Below are 20,827 nucleotides of genomic sequence, written 5' to 3' on the forward strand. Positions count from 1 at the left end.
CGTTGAGGAATTGCCCGGCTCCCTGATGCCTGCTAACATCGAGTAAAAATCGTGACACGCCAGTGTCTATAATAATTAGCGTCTTTCTTTAAAAAAGCAGTCTTATGTCGAACCAGTATAATTCCGAAGCGATTGAAGTCCTTAATGGGCTGGAGCCGGTGAAACGCCGTCCCGGCATGTACACTGACACTATGCGTCCTAACCACTTAGGTCAGGAAGTGATTGATAACAGTGTGGATGAAGCACTGGCCGGGCATGCTACAAATATTAAAGTAATTCTGCATGAAGACCAGTCACTGGAAGTTATCGACGACGGTCGTGGTATGCCGGTGGATATTCACCCGGAAGAGAAAATTTCCGGTGTGGAACTGATCATGTCCAAACTGCACGCGGGCGGTAAATTTTCCAATAAAAACTACGCGTTCTCTGGTGGTTTACATGGCGTAGGTATTTCGGTGGTAAATGCCTTGTCTACCCGTGTGGAAGTGGTTATCCGCCGCGACAGCAACGTGTATCAGATAGACTTCGCCAATGGTGACAAAGTTGAAGAATTGCGTGTTATCGATACCTGTGGTCGTCGCAATACCGGTACACGGGTGCGATTCTGGCCCGATCCGCAATATTTCGATTCGGCAAAATTCTCGGTATCACGTCTTGTGCACAACCTTCGTGCAAAAGCGGTTCTATGCCCCGGCCTGCGCATTCGCTTCGATAACAAAATAAGCGGCGAAAGTACCGAATGGCACTTTGAAGATGGACTGAAAGATTACCTGTATCAATCGGTACAAGAGTATGAAACTGTACCCGCAGATTCGCCGTTTGTTGGCGCGTTTTCTAGTAACACGGAAGCGGCTGACTGGGCAGTAATCTGGCTTCCGGAAGGTGGTGAACTGGTTACTGAAAGCTATGTGAACCTTATTCCTACCGCGCAGGGCGGGACCCACGTTAATGGTTTACGTCAGGGCTTGTTGGAGTCTATGCGCGAGTTCTGTGAATTCCGCAACCTAATGCCACGGGGCGTGAAGCTGTCTCCAGATGATATTTGGGATCGCTGTGCTTACATACTGTCGACCAAAATGCAGGACCCACAGTTTGCTGGTCAGACAAAAGAGCGACTTTCCAGCCGTCAGGCCTCTGCCTTTGTTTCCGGTGTGGTAAAAGATGCGTTTAGTTTGTGGCTGAACCAGCATACTGATATCGCCGAAGCGCTGGCTGAAATGTGTATCAGTAATGCTCAGCGTCGTTTGCGCCAGAATAAGAAAGTGGCTCGTAAAAAGGTAACACAGGGGCCCGCACTGCCAGGTAAGCTTACCGATTGCTCCTCGCAAGATATCTCCCAGTCAGAACTCTTTTTGGTGGAAGGGGATTCAGCCGGTGGTTCTGCCAAGCAAGCCCGCGACCGTGAGTTTCAGGCCATCATGCCGCTACGGGGTAAAATCCTAAATAGCTGGGAAGTGGATTCCTCACAAGTACTCGGTTCGCAGGAAATCCACGATATTTCCGTCGCTCTGGGTATCGACCCCGACTCTTACGATTTATCCGGTTTACGTTACGGTAAAATTTGTATTCTTGCCGATGCCGATTCCGACGGACTGCACATTGCTACCTTGCTGTGTGCCCTGTTTGTACGCCATTTCCGTGCTCTTGTTAATGCAGGTCACGTGTATGTTGCTATGCCGCCGCTATTCCGTATCGACGTAGGTAAAGAGGTGTATTACGCGCTGGATGAAAGCGAAAAGCAGGGCATTCTGGACCGTATTGAAGCTGAGAAAAAACGGGGCAAGGTGAATGTTCAACGCTTTAAAGGTTTGGGTGAGATGAACCCGCTTCAGTTGCGTGAAACTACGATGGACCCTAACACACGCCGTTTAGTGCAACTCACCATAGATGATGACACGTCCATGCTGGAAATGATGGATATGTTACTTGCTAAGAAGCGTTCCGGTGACCGTAAAACCTGGCTAGAAAGCAAAGGCAACATGGCTGAAGTGGTGTCGTAAAACGAATATTCATCACAGGTATCTTTTAAAACCCGGTTTAATCACCGGGTTTTTTGTTTTCTGAACCTTGAATAAATATCTTTTTAATTGTTTTAAAAATGTTATCAGAATAATTCTCTAAAAATTATTAATATGACTTTTGTCTTACTCTACATTGCTTAATAAGCTGTTAAGTAAAATTTAATCATTTCGGAAGAATCAAGTCATTAAGTTAAATGAAATTTATAAGTGTATGAATATATATGGTTTTAATAATATTTCATTTTGATTTAATAAGCTTTTACGACTCGATAATTAATCTAGAAGAAAAAAGATTAAAAAAGTTAAAGTGCGTTTTTTCTGAGGTGGAAATGCTTTTTTGATTTTATTTTGCTCGATCTTTACATTCCTAATTGACAATTAAAAATGCCAGCGATAATTATAAATGTGTGAACCTGGACACAAAATAAAAATAATAAAAAGCAAAAGTTAATAAATAACTACAGGGAAATAATAATGAAACACAGAAAAACACTCGTGGCAGCAAGTGTTGCAAGCTTGTTGGCATTATCAAGCCAGGTTTATGCAGCAGGTGGTACATTAAAAATTCAGGTGACGAATTCAGATGGCTTACCTGTAGCAGGTGCAACCGTATCGGTTAAATCTCCTGACACACTTACATCAAGAACCGCGACGACAGATGAAAATGGTTTACTTCGCGTTGCTGCGTTAGACCCCGCACGCAACTATACAATCTCAATTGAAGAGGATGGTTACCTCACCGTCAATAAAGAGAATGTCATCGTTGTTTCGGACAAGGTTTTCGAACTCGATTATATCCTTGCCACCTCCGAGCAAGACTATGAAAAAATTGCCGTAACCGGCAGCAGAACTGCTACCTATATCGATACCACGTCATCTACGGTTGGTATGGATATTACGTTAGATCTCACTGAATCGTTACCTACCGGTCGTGATTATCAAAGCTATCTTCAACTTGCACCCGGTACCAAGCCTTCAGCTTCTGGTAACCCATCGTCTAAATCGGGTGTGAACTATTCTGATATTGGGGGAACGATAGGAAGCTCTAGCGATAACGTTTACTATCTCGACGGCATCGATACCACGGATGCGAACTCAGGTGGCTTTGGTTCGAATATTAACTCAGAAATTATTCAGGAACAGCGGGTACTCACCGGCGGTATTCCTGCAAAGTATGCGGGTGGTACCGGTCTGGTTTCTATCGTAAATACCAAGTCTGGCGGTAATGAATTCAGTGGTTCGGTGAACTATTATCTGCAGAACGACAGCCTGGTAGGTGACAACGATCACACTGAAGGTGCGCAATTCTCAACATACGATACGGCCGTTACCCTCGGTGGTCCGATTATCAAAGATGAACTGTGGTTTTTTGCCTCCTATCAAAAGAAAAACCGACAAGACGATTTGTATACCGAAGATGGTGTTTTCGCTCGTTCAGTCGAAGAGGATTCTGATTTGGGCTTTTTTAAGCTCACATGGCAAGCCACCGATCGTGATATGCTGGAAGTGTCGTGGTTTAACGATCCACGAGAAGTATCCGGTTCGAGCGATCCTAATGTATTGAACAACCGGGACTCATCAAATAAGTACGGCGGTGACAACTACAAAATTGAATATACTCACTCATGGGATGATTTAATTGTTTCACTGAAAGCATCAAAGCATGAAAAAGAGAGCTCCGTAAACGCCGCGTATACTGACACCCGAAACGATATCGCTTACTTGAATTACGATGCTACCCAGGAAGAAACGGACCAGGGTGGGTTGGGAACCAACAACGAGCAGCACCGTAATCGTGAACAATACAACGCTGATCTAACCTATTACTACGACACCTCCTACGGCCTTCACACCATTGAAGCCGGTTACGGTTTAGTAAAAAATACCTTGGAGCAGGACTCTACTTATACCGGTGATGGTCAGTACACTTCAATTGGTGCAAACAGCGCTGGTGCCACGCTGGGAAGTTACACATCTGGTATCGGGTGGCAGGGGACTATCGATCTTTCCGAAGGCGACTACGCACGCATCATCGAAAACATGGAAGGTTCAGCCGATTACAGCTATTACCAGGGGCTGCTCGACACAGACGGCAGTGGCGTTATTTCCTCTGACGAACTGGCGAGTTTGGTATTCAATAGTACGGCGGGCAATCCCACCGGCGATGTTAATGTTTATCGTATTATCATGACGCAAACAGCACCGGTAGAGATGAGAAGTGAAGGGCAAACGGCATACGTTCAAGACACGCTCACTTTGGACCAACTTTCTATTACCGCCGGTATTCGTGCCGAGAAGTGGGAACACTATGGATCTAACGATGCCAAGATTGCCACTTTCGACTGGGAAATCGCGCCGCGTCTAAGCTTGTCTTATGATTTGTTCGGTGATGGCGCCAGCAAGGTATTTGGTTTCTACGGTCGTTATTACGATCCTGTTCGTACCAATATGACAAACTTTGCTGGTAACGTGACAGGGCCGGTTCGTGAAGAGCAAATATATGCAGGCGACCGTTGGTTAACATTCCGTACCCGTGGTGGCGAGAGTGGTCAGGATGCGTTCTTCGCGCCAACCACAAAAACACCTTACACCGACGAATACATGATCGGTTATGCCACGGCGCTTAACGAAGAGTACGCAGTCGAAGTAACCTACACTGAACGTAAAACACGCGATATCCTCGAAGACTACGACTTGGGCGTATATACACAGGATCTTGCGGGTACGTCGCTGGAACTACCATTATCTTACTTTGGTTACGATGAAATTCCTGATTCGAACTACGTTATTGCCACGTTGGAAGGCGGTGAGCGTGACTATAAGGGTTATGAAATTTCTTTCCGTCGTAACCGTATTGATAACTGGCAGGCTTATGCGTCATTAACTTATAACGATGCAGCGGGTAACACCAACTCAGACAGTAATGCTGACTTACAAGGTGACTTAATCTGGATGGACCCTCGTGCGCCGGGCATGTATGGTGATCAGCCGGGTAATATTGAGTATCTGTTCAAAGCTTATGGTACTTACTATTTCGACAACGGTATTGAAGTCGGGGCAGTGTATAACTGGAATTCAGGTTTCACCTACAGTGCCACTTCTCTTTTGTATAGCCGTCATGTCCCTTTACGTGTAGATGAAGCTTATGACTTTGGTGGTTACAGCGACCGCTGGGCGCAAGAAGGCGTCGTGGGTAGTCAGGAAAGTGACTCCTACGGTACCTTGGATGTTCGGGTGAAATACACCTATGAATTTGATTTTGCTAAAGCAGAATTCTTCCTGGATATCTTTAACGTGCTTGACGACCAAGCGGGTATTCAACAAATGGACGTTGTAGCCGGAGATTTAGGTTATGAGTTCGGTGAAGATATCGACTGGGTTGAGCCTCGACGGTTCTATCTGGGCGCTCGTCTTACCTTCTGATCGATAAAGACTTTTTATCTGACAATATTGGCAGCCGGTTATGATTGATATGACCGGCTTTTTCAATTCTGTGATTAAACCTTAAACCTTAAACCTTCACTTCGTCAATTTCATATCAATATGCGGAATACCATCTTCCAGATACATGGTGGAGGTGGCTTCGAAACCATATTTTTTATAATAGGCGGCGAGGTATTCCTGAGCGCCGATTTCAATGCTTAGTCCTGGCCATGTTTGCTCGCATACTTCGAGGGCTTTACCGATTAGTTCGTGCCCCAGTCCATTTCCGCGATGACGGGCTACCGTTAATACGCGTCCAATACTCACCGAGGGAAAGCTTAGTCCTGGCGGCAGCAAACGGGCGTAAGCGGCTATTTCATTGTTGGCAAAGCCCACAAGATGAAGCGTGTCGGGATGGATATCTTTTTCATCCAGTTCCGGGTACGGGCAGCTTTGTTCCACCACAAAGACATCAACCCGTTCCTTCATAATGTTAAAGACCTGCGTTGTAGATAAGTCTGAAAAATGAATGGCTTGCCATGTAAGCATTACTTTAAACCTGTGAAGAATATTGCACTGACTGTAGCAGTCTTTACTCGGCGCGTCACCACCATCCAGGCTTGTAAACACTGGCGGTTTTGCGCTTCTCTGCTAGGTTTTATTGGTAGTCCTGTCTCGTAGATGAACGCGTAAATTCACTGTCAATGAGGCTTTGTTGATGGCGCTAAGCGAAAAACCGAATGGAAAGTAAAAGATGAGTGATCAGAGTGGGTTTGAAACTGTATTTAGAGACTCCATGGACGGGCTGGCAATTCTTAGAAACGACATTTTTGTCGATTGTAATCAATCAATGCTGAATATCGTCGGCGCAACACGACCTGAACAATTTGTTGGTCATACGCCTGCTGAGTTTTCCCCGCTGTTACAACCTGACGGCATATCATCTGCTGAAAAAGCAGAAATAATGATTAGTGAATGTATCGAATTAGGATGTACTCGCTTCGAGTGGGTACACATAAAAGTCGATGGTACGGAGTTCTGGGCGGATGTGCTAATGACAAAAATGACGCTGGATGGTGAAGATGTGATTCATACTAGCTGGCGGGATATTTCCGAAAAAAAGTTGCTCGAACTCGAAACGCATAAGCAAAAGCTCACCTTCGAAACCCTGTTTAATGATTCATTAGATGGCTTGTGCCTGTTAACCAAAGAAGCCTATATCGATTGTAATCCGGCCTTTGTCGAGCTGTTTGGTTTCAAGGAGAAAAGCGAAGTCATTGGCATTACGCCCATCGATATTTCTCCTGAATACCAGCCCGATGGTCAAACATCACTGAATAAAGCGACGGCAATTATCCAAACGGCCTTCTCAGAAGGAAAGATACGTTTTGAGTGGATGCATCAGAAGCTCGACGGCACTGAGTTCTGGTGTGAAATTGTGTTGTTTAAGATTACGGTTGAAGATCAGGAGGTACTCTATGCGAGTACCCGGGATATTTCAGAGAAGAAGGAGCTGGAAATTGCGCTTCAACGGAGCTTCGATGAAGTAAAAACATCGAATTACGAACTGGAAGATATGCTGGAAAACCTGCAGCAGACACAGGAGAAGCTGGTTGAATCGGAAAAAATGGCGAGTTTGGGGTCGCTAGTAGCCGGTGTTGCCCATGAAATTAACACCCCTGTAGGAATCGCGCTAACCGGCACAACACAACTGATGGAAGAAAGCCGGGATATAGCACAGCGGTATGAGGAAGGGGCCATAACGGAGGACGACTTCGAGGAATTCCTTTCAATGGCTAACGAGCTATCTGAATTGGTAAAGAAGAACCTGCAGCGCACGGCACAGTTAGTGAAAAGCTTCAAACAAGTTGCCGTAGACCAGACATCGGAAGAAGATCGGGAGATAAACTTTAAGGTGTATTGTGAAGAGGTGATTTCAAGCTTGGCTTCCGTCGTCAGAAAAGGCCAGGCAAAAGTGTCACTGGATTGCCCAGATGACATTCAAATTATGACCAACCCCGGCTTACTCGCACAAGTGCTAACTAACTTGATTGTTAACTCAATCAATCACGGGTTTAGCGAAAGTACTGGCGGCAGCATCTATCTGCAAATTCGCGAGCACGAAGAAGGTGAAATATCGATCGTGTATAAAGATGATGGCAAAGGCATCAGCAAAGAAAATTTGCAGAAAATCTTCGATCCGTTTTTTACCACCAATCGTGGAAAAGGCGGCACGGGGTTAGGGCTCAACATTACCTATAACATCATTACCAGCGCCCTCGGCGGCAGTATCAAATGTACCAGTGTTGAAGGAGAGGGGGTGGAGTTTGCTATTCAGTTTCGGGCGAAAAACACGCTTTGTGAGTGAAGTATTTCTAAATCCTCGAATATTGCTTACTATAAATGAGTAGCGATGCAAGTGGTCGTGTAGCATAGTATATATTCAACATTATTGTTGAAATTAGAAATTTAAAAGTTCTGAACAAATCAAACGGAGAGGGTGACTGTTTAAACGTGCAGTTACTGAGGGAGACAGTAATGGTTCACGACACCAGCTTACCTTTTATCGCTGGCATTGGTTCATCGGCGGGTGGTATTGAGGCACTTATTGAGTTAGTCAGCAATATACCGCCGGAATTAAATGTATCGTTTATCATTGCTCAACATCTGTCTCCCAGCCATAAAAGCCAGATGGCAGAAATCCTGTCTAGAGAAACCCCGCTCCCGGTCATTGAAATCACCGATGGCTGTCGTGTAGAAAAAGGCAAAATCTATATTGCGCCCTCAGGCAATCATATTCGTTATCGCAACGGTCATATTTACCTGCAAAATGAACCCGTACAAATTTCGCCAAAGCCTTCCGTTAATGTATTACTTGAAAGTCTTGCCGATGAAATTGGTGACCATGCCATCGGTATTATACTTTCCGGTACGGGGAGCGACGGCACGCTCGGTTTAAAGGCGGTTAAAAGTGTGGGTGGCTTCACCATCGTGCAAGACCCTGATTCGGCTAAATACGATGGTATGCCTTCATCTGCTATCTCCGCTATGCCCGTAGACAAAATTGTTTCACCGGATGCGATGGCTAATGAAGTTGCGAATTTCGTTAATAATATCAGTGATGACTTTCTTCCAAAATCCCATGATGTGCGGGAAAAGTTGCTAAACACCATGTTTGAACTGATTCGCGCAGAAACCAAGATAGATTTTGGATTTTATAAACGCTCAACGCTGTTGCGACGGATTAATCGTCGAGTTATTTATACCAATACGGCAACACTTGAAGCCTATCTTGAGATCCTCAAAGAGAATACTGAAGAAATTCATGCACTCTCAAAAGAACTATTGATATCAGTGACTAATTTCTTCAGAGATAGCACGGCATTCAAAGACATCAAGTACTACATCAGTGAAATAGTCAGAGATAAGCAAAATGAAGATAGCATAAGAGTATGGGTGCCGGGCTGCGCTACCGGAGAAGAAGCGTACTCTATCGCTATTTTGTTCATCGACGAATTAAAGAAACAAAATAAAACCTCAGATTTAAGAGTTTTTGCTACCGATATTGATGATCAGGCGTTACAAATTGCTAGGAAAGGGTGTTATAGCGCACACGCTGTTAATGCAGTAGACAACGATATTCTGGAAAAGTACTTCCACTATAGTAGCAACACGTATACCGCTAAGAAGAAGTTACGAGAGCGCATTACCTTTTCCAGACAAGACATTACCCGAGATCCGCCATTTCTTCACCTCGATATGGTGACGTTCCGCAACGTCATGATTTATTTCAATGTCGATTTACAGGCCCGCGTGCTGTCTATTCTGAGATATGCCCTAAATACTGGGGGAATTCTATTCCTTGGTAAATCAGAGTCCATCGGATTGAAAGATGAGCTGTTTGTGCCAGTAGATAGAAAATCCCGCATCTTCAGAGCCAGTTTATCCACTGAAAAGCCGAGTTTGCCCAGAATGGGGGCGCAGTCAGAAAGACAGCCTGCAAAGCAAACAAATGCTGTGGATTACAATAAAGCCGCACTGATAGAAGCCGCGTTGGTGCTGGCAAGCCCATGTATGCTCATCAACGAAAACTTTAAGGTGTTACAAAATCACGGCAACATCAAACCCTTTATTCATATTCCCGATGGTGCTCCAGAATCGAACCTGACGAAGCTTATTGCTCATGCTTTTTCAGCCGAACTGGTGGCAGGCGTTGCAAAAGCAAAACGTACAGGGGATAAGGTGAAAAGCCAGTCTCATGCCATCGAAACTGGCTCCGATGAGCAGTGGTACATGACAATCATGCCTGTTTACGGTATTGATTCAGAAAGGTTTCTGGTGCATTTCTCAAAAGGAAAAAACACCACCGATACGCAATTAAACACCCAAAGCGAAGATGTTGGTGAGTTACTGGCAGCCCGCGAGCAATTGCAAACACTGACGGAGGAAATGGCGGCGTCTGCAGAGGAAATGCAAGCGCTGAATGAAGAAGTGCAAGCTGCTAATGAAGAGTTGCAGGCAAACAACGAAGAGTTGGAAGCCACCAATGAAGAGCTCCACTCAACAAACGAAGAATTGCTTAGCGTAAATGAAGAAAACGCGCGCAAAACTTCAGAGCTTTCTATGATCAATATGGAGCTGGAAAGTACCTACAACACCATTGATTTCCCAATATTTGTTTTCGATACTGACCTGCGATTAAAGCGTAGCAATGATATTGCAAACCGAAAGTTTCACCTGAATGTGGGGATTTATAAAAAATCTATCCACGAAATGAATCTTCCTGATTACTTCACCGATATTGAAAAGCGTATGCGTGAAACGCTTAGCGGCGGCGGGAAAATGAACTTCATTATTCAGCCTAGCATTGATGAAACGTACAACGTGTTCATAACACCGGTCACCGGAATCGATAAGAAGTCGAGTTGCTTGATTGTTGCACTCATAAATAATTCTGAACTCGTTAAAGCGCATCATCGGGTTGAGAAAAGTCAGGAACAGCTACTGGCTATTATGAACAACTCGTTATCACTGGTGGCATTGAAAGACGCCACCGGTCGCTACGAGTTTGTTAATGCACGCTTTGAAGAGCTGTTTGGCTTAAATAACGAAGAGGTTATTGGAAAAACTGACAAGCAGTTGTTTGATGAGGCGGTAGCTAGAGACCTGCGCGAGCGCGATTTAGAGACAATGCGAACCCTTTTACCGCGCAAAACTGTCGATGAAGTTTTTGGTCCTAAGGGGAAAGTAATATTAGAAAGCGTGCGTTTTCCGGTGTTCGACAGTGAAGGCACAATAAAATCAATCTGTACCCAGGCCAATGATATTTCTGGGGCACGACATGCGAATGATCAACTTAAACTTGCCGGTAAACTGTTTGATCGAGCTGGAGAGGCCATTCTTATTACCGACAGTTCAGCAAATATCGTTACCGCCAACCAGGCTTTTACCGATTTTCTCGGCTATTCAATCAGTGAGCTTTCTGGTTTAAATCCTCGTAAGCTGGCTTCCGGTCAGCATTCCAAGGGGTTCTTTGAAAACATGTATTTCGCGCTGGAAACGATGGGCTATTGGCAGGGCGAAATTATCAACCGACGGAAGTCTGGCGAAGACCTTACTATGTGGCTAACTATCAATGTGGTGAAAGATGCCAGTGGCAGTGTAGTGAATTACGTCGCCACTTATAGCGATATCAACGAAATAAAAAGCGTGCAGCGCAAAATAGAGTTTCTGGCTACCCACGATGAACTTACCAAATTGCCCAGTCGCAATCTGCTGATGGAACGGTTAGATCTGATGCTCAGCCATGCTCGACGACAGGAAACCTTATGTGCCGTGTTGTTTTTTGATCTCGATGATTTTAAAAATATCAACGACAGTCTAGGCCATGATATCGGTGATGAGTTACTCAGGCAGGTTGCTAAGCGGCTGCGCAAATGCATCAGAGATACCGATATTCTTGCCCGTATGGGAGGCGACGAATTTGTTGCGGTGGTAAGTGCTGAAGAGCTAAGCGAAATTAAGGACGTATCCGACCGCATAATCAAAACATTGAGTTCACCCTTTGAAATTATTGAACATACACTCTTTGTCTCGGCCAGTATGGGCATTGCTATTTATCCCGCTGATGGTGATTCGAATTTCGCTCTACTGAAAAATGCCGATACGGCAATGTACCGGGCCAAGGAACTCGGCCGTAATCAGTATCAGTACTTTACCGAACAAATGCGCAGCGATGCTGAAGAGAAGATGCAAATAGAGCAGTCGTTGCGGGATGCTTTAAAAGAAAGCTTGTTTGAAGTGGTTTATCAACCCCAGGTTGATACTAAAACAGGTAATGTGATTGGCGCCGAAGCATTATTGCGAGGCCATAATGGCGCGCTAGAGCTTACTTCACCGAGTGCATTCATTGAAGTCGCTGAGAAAGGGCGGCTTATTGATGAAATCGGACTGCATGTATTGTCTAAGATTCTTTCTGACGTACGCAGTTGGCAGGAAGATGGGCTAAGTGTCCCCAACATTTCAGTTAATGTTTCTTCGAAACAGCTAAAAAATAATCGCTTTATTACTCAAGCTAAATTGCTGCTAGATGATTTCTGCGTTAAACCGGAAGTGTTTACCATCGAAGTAACTGAAACTGCCTTGATGGAAAAGGTGGAGAAAAGCATCGAGACTCTTAGTATGCTCAGCGACATGGGCATGAGTATTAGCGTAGATGATTTTGGTGTTGGTCAGTCATCGCTAACTTACTTGCGCAAATTGCCGATAAATGAATTAAAGATTGATCAAAGCTTTATTCGTGGCATGGTACAAGAGCAAGATGATCGTGCCATTACCACAACGATTATTCGAATGGGCCATGCACTGGGTTTGAAAGTGGTTGCCGAGGGTGTAGAAACAAAAGCGCAGTTAGACATTCTACAGCAGGAAAATTGTGATGTCGTGCAGGGCTATCACTTCTTCCGCCCCATGCCTGCCCAAGAATTCCGAGAGTTGATTAAATCCACGGGATAGTTATGGAACAATGCGAGTCAGAAAAGCTCCACCTATCAGGGCAGATTCAGCCCTTTGGGGCTTTTTTGCGCATTGACCCGACGTCAAACGAGGTTACTCATGTCAGTAAGAATATTTCCCAGTTCTGCGATATGCCTTTCGAAGATATACTCGGGAAGTCGATAAGAGATTTGCCCTGGTTCCCTTTGGGAGTATTGTCTGATTTGCCTGATGTTCTTGGCTCTCGCTTATTAGATATCAAGAACAATAGTGCGGGTGAACCGTTGTATTTTCGATTAATCCGTGCTGACAACGCGATCAACGTAGAAATTGAATCACAGGAGCGGAGTGCTTCTACCTCTCGCTATTCACATCAGGATGCTATCTCATACCGATCGTTGCAGGGTGATTGGACTGAGCCGAATTATTTTAATTATCTAACTTCTGTCATCAATCAATATTTACCATTTAATCGAGTAATGCTTTATCGGTTTGAGGAAAGCTGGATTGGCGAAGTTGTGGCAGAATGCAGTAAAGATAATCGCACCTTATATCAAGGGCTGAAATTCCCTGCCTCAGACATCCCTGCTATTGCCAGGCGACTTTATTTTCTGAATCCCTCGCGACTCATTCCCGATGCAACGTCTGAAGCCGTCGATATTGTTGGTCTGAAAGAAAGTGTACCGGACTTAACCTATTCAGATTTACGTAGTGTTTCGCCAGTGCATATTGAATATCTGAGCAATATGCAGGTGCAAGCTTCGCTTTCTATTCCGGTTATTGTATCCGGAGAGCTATGGGGATTAATTGCCTGTCATCACCCTACGCCGTTAAAGGTTGACGTAACGCAGCGAAATGAAACTGAGCGTTTAGTCGCTTCTTTCAGCAGTAGCTTTGGAGCCTTTATTGCGGGTGAACGATTGAAGTGGTTGCGAATGGCTGAAGCAGCGACTAGTCGTCTCAGCCTAGTCCTTACAAACGCAGACGAAGATACACAATTAAGATTGCTGGCAGAGTCAATTAAAACCATGTTTAGCTGCAAAGGGGTGGTGGTGTTTCAAGGTGACGACTATGAATTTTGTGGCTTGTCATCCTGGCGGGAATACCTGGTCTTGTTGAAATATGCAGTTGATAAACATTTACTCGGGAATGTGACTGATATCACCGATATTCGCGAATATATTGCGCAGCCACAAGCGAACTTTCCCATTCGTGGTGTGCTGGTAATGCGCGAGAGCTTTGAGCGTTCTGGAATCACCGCTATGGTTCTTCGACAGGCAGAGGTTATTACAAATGTTTGGGCAGGCAATCCCGATAAATCAATCTTAAAAGCAGATGAAAATGGCTTAATTATGCCTCGAAATTCATTCAAAAAGTGGTCTGAAACTTCCGGTGACAAAGGCGCTCCATGGAGTAAGCTGGATATTCTGATGGCGAAGAAAATTCGCGCAGTCATTCTTGGATTGCAACATCCCACTCTTAGATAACAAAAATTACATGGCTTTGGCTGGACGAACGGGGTCGTGCAGGCGTTTTTCAACATGAAGCAAGCGACTCAGTGAGTCGCTTTCTTGCTAGGACAATGTGTAGCAGCGTTACTTTTTCTGAGGCCATATCATCTCGTTATGCCTTAACCAGCGACAGTTTGTGCTGATTAAACCGTTCGGCTTTGTTACGCCCCCCTTTCTTAGCGCGGTACATCGCATTGTCAGCCCTTTCCAGCACTACGTGCCAATTCAGGTCGTCCGGCTCCATAGCGGCAATGCCCAAGCTAACGGAAAGGGGAATGGTGTCTGTGGGGGTGACAAACGGCGCGGCATGAATTGCACGACGCACTCTTTCAGCGACGACTTCAATGTCGTTGATTTGCAGGCCCGAAAACATTAACACGAACTCCTCGCCGCCGTGGCGAAAATGATAGTCGTATTCTCGGGTGGCGTCTTTTGCCACGCTAGCGATATGTTTCAAAGCATGGTCGCCAATCAAATGGCCGTAGGTGTCGTTTACCGTTTTAAAATAATCGATATCGAAAGTCACAAAAGCAAACGTGGTTTTGTCGCGTTGACAGCGGGCAAACTCCCGGGTGGCAAATTCGTTCAGTGCATGACGGTTATACCATCCTGAAAGGGCATCAGTTCGAGAAAGGTTTCTAAGTGTCGTTTCACGATGCCATGCATGAATAAATATCACCCCAAGCGTAATTCCTGCATCGTATAAGGTGGTGGCAAGCAAGTTTGTTGTTTGCACAATGTCATCACCGAGATACTTTAGTTTTTCCGGGTAGGACAGCACCATGCCCATATGGACGAGCGTATAAACAATAAATAGGGAAAGTGCGCATCCCGCAGCCCAATATCCTTTTCCCAGTGAAGAGTTTCTAAAACGCCAAAGATGAAAAAGCGATAGCCCATTTAAGGCCATCATCATTGGCAGAATAGTGAGGAACCGAAAGGTAACACTTTCACTTACAAGGGGAGCAAACTGAATCAGAAACACCATGGCACAGATAGAAGCGATGGTGAGGTAAGCACTTTCATTGCGAGTATGTCGAACAATGCCGCTGAAAATGAATCCGTGGGCGGCGATATACATCACATTGGAAAGCACCGGCGATAACAACCAGGGAAGCGTGAAAAACGTCGATACAAGAATTGAGAGGTTACAGCCGAAGAACAGAACACCGGCAATAGCCCAATCGCACATCGCTTTGTTCGTTTTATTTGTGATGTACAGCGACACCAGGGCGGCAGCCGTCATCGCACTGAACATTGCAGTGCTGATTGTCAGAGTTAACAAATCCATTTGATATCCAAAGTGAAGGGAAGCGTATCGGACTCCGTGATACAGGTTGATAATCTGATGCATAACCCGATGCAATTCAATATCAATGCGATGAATGGGTAATGATTTGTGAAAAAAACAGGTATTGTAGATATCAACTAAAGGTCTTATTAAGCGGAGCCGGAATTTATGGCCAGTCAACGCGCAGTTAACAAAAACACCCGTGCTATTTTGTTTGATCACGACGGCACCCTCATTGATTCTGAACAGGTGCATTTTGCACTCTGGCAAAGTGTGCTTCGCGACTACGGAGTAGAAATATCAGAAGTGTTTTACGCAGATGTCATGGCGGGGATTCCCGTTTCACAAAATGCTGTTGATGCGATAAATGCATTTTCGCTAAGCGCTTCACCTGAGCAATTGGCCGCTATTAAACATGCGCGTACCAATGCGTACCTCGCTAAACAACCCTTCCCGTTAATGCCTCACGCCGTCGACACCATCAAGAAATGTTATCAAAGTGGTTACCAACTGGCTATCGTTACGGGCGGAAGTCGTCAATCAGTGGAACGAACTCTGGATGCCCGGGGTATTCGGCATATGATTTCAGTTACGGTAACGGTTGAGGATGTGGAGCACAGTAAACCCGCTCCGGATTGCTACCTTAAAGCCATGAAAATGCTGGGCCGAAATCCGCAAGAATGTGTTGCCGTAGAAGATACTGAACATGGTATGCGTTCGGCGCTAGCCGCAGGAGCCGGTTGCGTGGTTATTCCTACTAGCCATTCTGCGCAGCACGATTTCTCTGGCGCAACGGCACAATATCCGTCCTTGCAAGCCTGGTGGATGATGGAACGCTAGGCAGTTTAGTCATTGGTAGCATTGAATTTGTTGGCGAATTCTTAAAAAATACGATGAGCTTTGATAATTAAAAAGGCGAATTTCTTGCGCATAATACGTGGTCTGATCATTCTTTTTTTGCTTTGTTTGTTGGCGCTAACAAGCATCGTGATATTGATGGTCGAAACTGAACCTAAAGTTGATGTTAAAGCAGCGGAGCAGGTTGCCGATGCCGACACCGTTCATGACTTATTAGCGCAACTGGAATCCAGTGTGACAGACCGGCATCAGGCCCACACGATTACCATAAGCACGCAACAACTGGATGCTATAGTCGGGTTTCTTCAACGCGCGACAGCCGGTTTTAGAGGAAAAGTATCGGTAACGCCAGACGCAACACGGGTGCAGGCAAGTATTGCCATTCCGGTAGAATTGTTCGACGGTTATCTGAATATTGATGCCACGTTGTTGCCTGCCAATGCCTTTGTGCTTGAGCAAGTGAAGGTGGGCGACCTCTACATTCCCGGCAGCATGGCCGTAGGCCTCACTGAATGGCTTGTTAACCGTTGGACGCAAAGTAATATTGCCACGCAGGCTCGCGAGCAAATAGAAAAAGTCAGCATGAGCAATGAAGAAATCCTGGTGTCATTACGCCCTATGGATGGCTTTCTGCGTCAGCTTAACGAAGTGAAAAATGGTCTGTCAGTGGATCAGGACGACGAACTTCGGGATATGACGGCTTATTATCTTCAGTACATTGCCTGGCAAGACATTACTTTGGCCGACACGCCGCAACCGGCAATCGATTTTATCCGCCTGACAATGAAGCGCGCAGCACAGCGCAGTTCGCCAGAAAATGCCGCCGAACATAATAAAGCAGCCATTCTGGCGCTAGCGATTTTTATCGGCCATCACCGGGTAGCGAATTTTGTTGGTGACGTGCAACCCGATGCAGAAAAAGCGTTAAAACCACTCACACCGCCACTGCTCCGCGGCAGGAACGATCTTGCCCGGCATTTTCTCATTTCGGCAGCGCTTAAAATTCTCAGTGAGCAGGGTGTAACGCTGGCCATTGGCGAATTCAAAGAGTTAATGGACCGCGCCATTGGTGGCAGTGGTTATTCGTTTGTTGATCTAAGTGCAGATATGGCAGGTGTAGAATTTGCTGAGGTCGCTACATCGCCCAAGCTTGCCCAGGAAGTGCAAAAAATGTTGTCAGAGATGCACGACGACAGCGTGATTATGCCGCCCATAGACGGGTTGGCAGAAGGGTTATCGAAAACCCAGTTTGAAGACAAATTTGGTGCCGTTGACAGCAACGACTATCTTGATGAGGTTGCCAAAATTAAAGCGCGTCTTGCTACTATTGCGCTCTATCAGTTAGATAACTGACAGAGCGCCAACATCGCTTCAGCCAATGTGTGGCGTTATTGCTTACCAACAGCCTGAAACTGAGCCAGGGTAGTTAAAGCCAGCTCAATTTTCTTTACCAGTGGAGCGAGGCCAGCCTTAAATGTGGCTTCGTCGCTGTCTTTAATGGCTTGCCAGTCTCTGGCGATTTCTTCGACATAGGGTGAGAATCGTTTTGAGCTGGTTTCAAAACCACTTTCCTCGGTAAAAATGGCCTGAAATTTTCCTTTTTGAGACTGCTGTAATTGATCAAGAAATGCATCTGCATCAATGGCTTTACGGTGCAGAGTCTGCAAAGTGTCCTGAAGTTGGTCGTTGATCGCCTGCATGGTTCTCCGAAATTCTGCTAAAGTTGTTTAAAGTATGGTCGATAACACTGAGAGGTGGGCAATTCTGCCCACTTTTTTATCTTGCTACAAGCAACAAAGGAAACTGGTATGGATATACAAGGTGCAGGTGCCTCTGGTACATCCGGTGCGTCGCTTGAGTTGGCCTCTCTGAAGCTGGCAAAAAGCCAGCAGCAACAAGAGGGAAAAGCTTCGCTTCAGCTGTTGGAATCGGCCGCTGACGTACCAAAACCATCATCCGGGAATCCGTCGTTGGGTGCCAACGTAGATACCTACGCGTGATTTAAGGGTGTAATTGTAAGTCGACAGGCGTTTTGCCGGGCTGGCCGCCAATCTCCCTAGTGAGTTTCGGTACCAGATACCCCGGCAGGCGCTTTATCATTCCGGCCATCAGCATTTTGGCTTTATCATCGGACACCTCGAAGTGGGCGGCGCCGAGTACTTTATCTAACTGAAATAAATAATACGGCATTACCCCTGCCTGGAAAGACGCTTCTTGTAAATCAACCAAGGCATCTTCAGAATCATTCACCCCTTTAAGCAACACCGACTGATTAAGTAACGTGACGCCCGCCTTGCGCAGCAGGTTAAGGCGTTCTGATAATAATGCACTGAATTCGTTGGCGTGGTTAGCATGCAGTACCATGATAACCGGTATGGGCAGCTCACTTATCCAGTTAACAAACGCGCTATCGAGCCGCTCTGGCATCACTACGGGTAAGCGGGTGTGAATACGCAAGCGACGCACGTGGGGAATGCGCGCTATTTTATTGGCTAGCCAGCTCAAGTGGTCATCTTTGGCCATGAGTGGATCGCCGCCAGAGAAAATCACTTCGTTGATGTTTTTATCGGCAGCAATGTACGCCAGGGCTTCCGTCCACTCCCGTTTGCTCACCGCGTTTTCAGCGTAGGGAAAATGACGACGGAAACAATAGCGACAGTTCACCGCACAGCCGCCACGCACAATCAGCAAAACCCGGCTTTGATATTTGTGTAGTAGCCCCTTCCCAGCCGTGTCGTGCTCTTCCAGCGGATCAGCACTGTAACCGGGGGCTGCTTCAAACTCATCTGTCAGCGGCATCACCTGGCGCAATAAAGGGTCGTGCCAGTTGCCTTTCTCCATCAATGATGCAAAGTGGCGGGGAACACGCATGGGAAATAATCGTCTGGCAGCACCGTGGTGACCAAGGTGCTCAGTATCGAGATCGAGGTAGTTCAACAGGTCTTCCGGGCGAGTAAACGCCATTGCAAGATCTTTTTGCCAGTTTGTCTCTACAGACAGCCTATTTTTAGGTATTATTTGCGCCACTTCGTATTTACACCTTATGTATTGGCAGAGAAAAATATGGCTTTTTACAGCACTAACGAATTCAAAGGCGGCCTCAAGATCATGCTTGACGGCGAACCTTGTAACATTCTTGAAAACGAATACGTAAAACCAGGAAAGGGTCAGGCATTTAACCGCGTTAAAATCCGTAAACTTATTTCCGGTAAAGTCCTTGAAAAAACGTTCCGCTCTGGTGAAACAGTAGAAGGCGCTGACGTGATGGATACGGAATTGGCCTATCTGTACACCGACGGCGAATTCTACCACTTTATGAATAACGATACATTCGAACAAATCGCGGCAGATGAAAAAGCGGTTGGCGAAAACGTTAAATGGTTAAAAGAGAATGATGTGTGCACCATCACGTTGTGGAATGGCGCGCCTATCACTGTTTCTCCGCCTAACTTCGTAGAGCTGGAAATTACCGAAACGGATCCTGGCCTGAAAGGCGATACCGCAGGTACCGGTGGTAAACCAGCAACGCTGTCTACCGGCGCTGTTGTTCGTGTTCCTCTGTTCGTACAGACAGGCGAAGTGATCCGTGTGGACACGCGCTCTGGCGAATACGTGTCACGCGCACAAAAATAAGCAATTCCTGACGGCGCGCTTGCGCCGTCTGCTTTTTTCACTTCAAGCTCCCGCTTATGCAAACACCTTCTGACGCCTGGCAGCCCACCGCCGCCTTCGATAACCTGCGCCAACGCGCGGCACTGTTACGCACCATTCGCGAATTTTTCTATCAGCGCGATGTGTTGGAAGTCGATACTCCACTGTTAAGCCACGGCACCGTTACCGACGTGCATCTTGCAGCCTTTTCCAGTGCTTTTTCTCACAGCGAAACAGGCAAACCAGAAATGCTGTACCTGCAAACCTCGCCAGAATATGCAATGAAGCGCTTGCTGTGCGCGGGCAGTGATTCTATCTATCAGATTTGCAAAGCGTTTCGCCACGAAGGGGCAGGGCGGTTTCACAATCCGGAATTTACCATGTTGGAATGGTATCGTACCGGATTCGACCACCACGCACTGATGGCGGAGATGGATGAACTGTTGCAGGCCACGTTGAATACCGCTCCGGCAGAAAAGATCAGTTATCAGGACGTGTTTATACGCCAGCTATCGGTCGACCCATTAACGGCATCGGTAGAGGTGCTGCAACAAAAAGCCATTGAGTGTGGCCTGGATATGAATGCCGGGCTTCCGGACGATGCCGATACGCTGCTGCAACTACTTTTCAGTTTATACATCGAGCCAGTGATTGGTGTCCATTCACCTTGTTTTGTCTATGGCTTTCCAGCATCACAAGCTGCACTCGCGAAAGTTAATTTAAACGACCCACGCACAGCAGATCGCTTTGAGGTGTATTTTAAAGGCGTTGAGTTGGCTAATGGTTTCTATGAACTTGCGAATGCCAGTGAGCAGCGCCAGCGTTTTCTTGCCGACAATGTAAAACGTGAGGAAATTGGCTTACCTCCTTTACCCGTAGATGAACATTTCCTTTCCGCACTGGCGTCAGGACTACCCGACTGTGCCGGTGTGGCACTCGGTATCGATCGCTTATTGATGCTCAAACTGGGTGCTTCTCATATACAAGACGTAATCACTTTTCCGGTTTCCCGGGCCTAATTTGATTAGTTTGTGCTGAAGGGCTAACAATATCTTGATAGTGTAATGTTATATCATCGA

14 protein-coding genes are annotated in these 20,827 nt (G+C 46.1%); 10 read left to right on the top strand and 4 right to left on the bottom strand.

Going from position 1 to position 20,827, the window contains the following annotated elements; all coding sequences use genetic code 11:
* Positions 1–104: 104 nt before the first annotated feature.
* Together parE and ACXAGX_RS16675 are read left to right on the top strand one after the other, a co-directional pair.
* Entirely contained in the window at positions 105–2,000 is a 1,896-nt protein-coding gene (parE, locus tag ACXAGX_RS16670; RefSeq protein WP_474839699.1) for a DNA topoisomerase IV subunit B, read from the top strand.
* A gap of 495 nt (positions 2,001–2,495) precedes the next feature.
* Positions 2,496–5,444, top strand: coding sequence for a TonB-dependent receptor (locus ACXAGX_RS16675; RefSeq protein ID WP_474822738.1), 2,949 nt, complete (start codon positions 2,496–2,498; stop codon positions 5,442–5,444).
* Between the two features lie 96 nt (positions 5,445–5,540).
* Here ACXAGX_RS16675 and ACXAGX_RS16680 read toward each other — a convergent pair whose 3' ends face one another.
* A complete protein-coding gene (locus ACXAGX_RS16680; RefSeq protein WP_474839701.1) occupies positions 5,541–5,993 on the bottom strand; it encodes a GNAT family N-acetyltransferase in 453 nt (150 codons plus the stop codon).
* A 205-nt stretch (positions 5,994–6,198) separates the two neighbouring features.
* Here ACXAGX_RS16680 and ACXAGX_RS16685 point away from each other — a divergent pair, with 205 nt between their 5' ends.
* The 3 genes from ACXAGX_RS16685 to ACXAGX_RS16695 all read left to right on the top strand — a co-directional run bounded on the left by ACXAGX_RS16685 (position 6,199) and on the right by ACXAGX_RS16695 (position 13,924).
* Positions 6,199–7,812, top strand: a complete 1,614-nt coding sequence (locus tag ACXAGX_RS16685) for a PAS domain-containing sensor histidine kinase (protein WP_474839703.1) — start codon at positions 6,199–6,201, stop codon at positions 7,810–7,812.
* A 170-nt stretch (positions 7,813–7,982) separates the two neighbouring features.
* Positions 7,983–12,458 carry an EAL domain-containing protein gene (locus tag ACXAGX_RS16690; protein ID WP_474839705.1) on the top strand — a complete coding sequence of 1,492 codons (4,476 nt, stop codon included), beginning with the start codon at positions 7,983–7,985 and terminating at the stop codon, positions 12,456–12,458.
* Between the two features lie 2 nt (positions 12,459–12,460).
* Positions 12,461–13,924 carry a GAF domain-containing protein gene (locus ACXAGX_RS16695; protein WP_474839707.1) on the top strand — a complete coding sequence of 488 codons (1,464 nt, stop codon included), beginning with the start codon at positions 12,461–12,463 and terminating at the stop codon, positions 13,922–13,924.
* A 136-nt stretch (positions 13,925–14,060) separates the two neighbouring features.
* Here the strand turns inward: ACXAGX_RS16695 and ACXAGX_RS16700 are convergent, their stop codons facing one another.
* Positions 14,061–15,239, bottom strand: coding sequence for a GGDEF domain-containing protein (locus ACXAGX_RS16700; RefSeq protein ID WP_474839709.1), 1,179 nt, complete (start codon positions 15,237–15,239; stop codon positions 14,061–14,063).
* 168 nt (positions 15,240–15,407) lie between these two features.
* Between ACXAGX_RS16700 and ACXAGX_RS16705 the strand changes: the two genes are divergently transcribed.
* The gene (locus ACXAGX_RS16705; RefSeq protein WP_474839711.1) at positions 15,408–16,079 is read left to right on the top strand and encodes an HAD family hydrolase; all 672 of its coding nucleotides are present in this window, start codon (positions 15,408–15,410) and stop codon (positions 16,077–16,079) included.
* 84 nt (positions 16,080–16,163) lie between these two features.
* A complete protein-coding gene (locus ACXAGX_RS16710; RefSeq protein WP_474839713.1) occupies positions 16,164–17,450 on the top strand; it encodes a hypothetical protein in 1,287 nt (428 codons plus the stop codon).
* A gap of 35 nt (positions 17,451–17,485) precedes the next feature.
* Here ACXAGX_RS16710 and ACXAGX_RS16715 read toward each other — a convergent pair whose 3' ends face one another.
* Positions 17,486–17,797 carry a hypothetical protein gene (locus ACXAGX_RS16715; protein ID WP_474822764.1) on the bottom strand — a complete coding sequence of 104 codons (312 nt, stop codon included), beginning with the start codon at positions 17,795–17,797 and terminating at the stop codon, positions 17,486–17,488.
* A gap of 108 nt (positions 17,798–17,905) precedes the next feature.
* Between ACXAGX_RS16715 and ACXAGX_RS16720 the strand changes: the two genes are divergently transcribed.
* Positions 17,906–18,097, top strand: a complete 192-nt coding sequence (locus ACXAGX_RS16720; RefSeq protein WP_070123760.1) for a hypothetical protein — start codon at positions 17,906–17,908, stop codon at positions 18,095–18,097.
* Between the two features lies 1 nt (position 18,098).
* On the opposite strand, the gene epmB is transcribed toward ACXAGX_RS16720, so the two are convergent.
* A complete protein-coding gene (gene epmB, locus ACXAGX_RS16725) occupies positions 18,099–19,124 on the bottom strand; it encodes an EF-P beta-lysylation protein EpmB (RefSeq protein WP_474839715.1) in 1,026 nt (341 codons plus the stop codon).
* A gap of 36 nt (positions 19,125–19,160) precedes the next feature.
* On the opposite strand from epmB, the gene efp reads away from it, so the two are divergent.
* Together efp and epmA are read left to right on the top strand one after the other, a co-directional pair.
* Entirely contained in the window at positions 19,161–19,730 is a 570-nt protein-coding gene (gene efp / locus ACXAGX_RS16730) for an elongation factor P (protein ID WP_070123762.1), read from the top strand.
* 56 nt (positions 19,731–19,786) lie between these two features.
* The gene (gene epmA / locus ACXAGX_RS16735) at positions 19,787–20,767 is read left to right on the top strand and encodes an elongation factor P--(R)-beta-lysine ligase (RefSeq protein ID WP_474839717.1); all 981 of its coding nucleotides are present in this window, start codon (positions 19,787–19,789) and stop codon (positions 20,765–20,767) included.
* Positions 20,768–20,827: the final 60 nt, after the last annotated feature.

It is taken from the genome of Alteromonas sp. ABV4_515 (genome assembly GCF_056160345.1).

Excerpts from the sequence above, each read along its gene's own strand:
- epmA (WP_474839717.1), top strand. The coding sequence starts at position 19,787 with ATGCAAACACCTTCTGACGCCTGGCAGCCCACCGCCGCCTTCGATAAC.
- efp (WP_070123762.1), top strand. The coding sequence starts at position 19,161 with ATGGCTTTTTACAGCACTAACGAATTCAAAGGCGGCCTCAAGATCATG.
- ACXAGX_RS16715 (WP_474822764.1), bottom strand. The coding sequence starts at position 17,797 with ATGCAGGCGATCAACGACCAACTTCAGGACACTTTGCAGACTCTGCAC.
- ACXAGX_RS16695 (WP_474839707.1), top strand. The coding sequence starts at position 12,461 with ATGGAACAATGCGAGTCAGAAAAGCTCCACCTATCAGGGCAGATTCAG.
- ACXAGX_RS16685 (WP_474839703.1), top strand. The coding sequence starts at position 6,199 with ATGAGTGATCAGAGTGGGTTTGAAACTGTATTTAGAGACTCCATGGAC.
- ACXAGX_RS16675 (WP_474822738.1), top strand. The coding sequence starts at position 2,496 with ATGAAACACAGAAAAACACTCGTGGCAGCAAGTGTTGCAAGCTTGTTG.
- parE (WP_474839699.1), top strand. The coding sequence starts at position 105 with ATGTCGAACCAGTATAATTCCGAAGCGATTGAAGTCCTTAATGGGCTG.
- ACXAGX_RS16680 (WP_474839701.1), bottom strand. The coding sequence starts at position 5,993 with ATGCTTACATGGCAAGCCATTCATTTTTCAGACTTATCTACAACGCAG.
- ACXAGX_RS16700 (WP_474839709.1), bottom strand. The coding sequence starts at position 15,239 with ATGGATTTGTTAACTCTGACAATCAGCACTGCAATGTTCAGTGCGATG.
- ACXAGX_RS16720 (WP_070123760.1), top strand. The coding sequence starts at position 17,906 with ATGGATATACAAGGTGCAGGTGCCTCTGGTACATCCGGTGCGTCGCTT.
- ACXAGX_RS16705 (WP_474839711.1), top strand. The coding sequence starts at position 15,408 with ATGGCCAGTCAACGCGCAGTTAACAAAAACACCCGTGCTATTTTGTTT.
- ACXAGX_RS16690 (WP_474839705.1), top strand. The coding sequence starts at position 7,983 with ATGGTTCACGACACCAGCTTACCTTTTATCGCTGGCATTGGTTCATCG.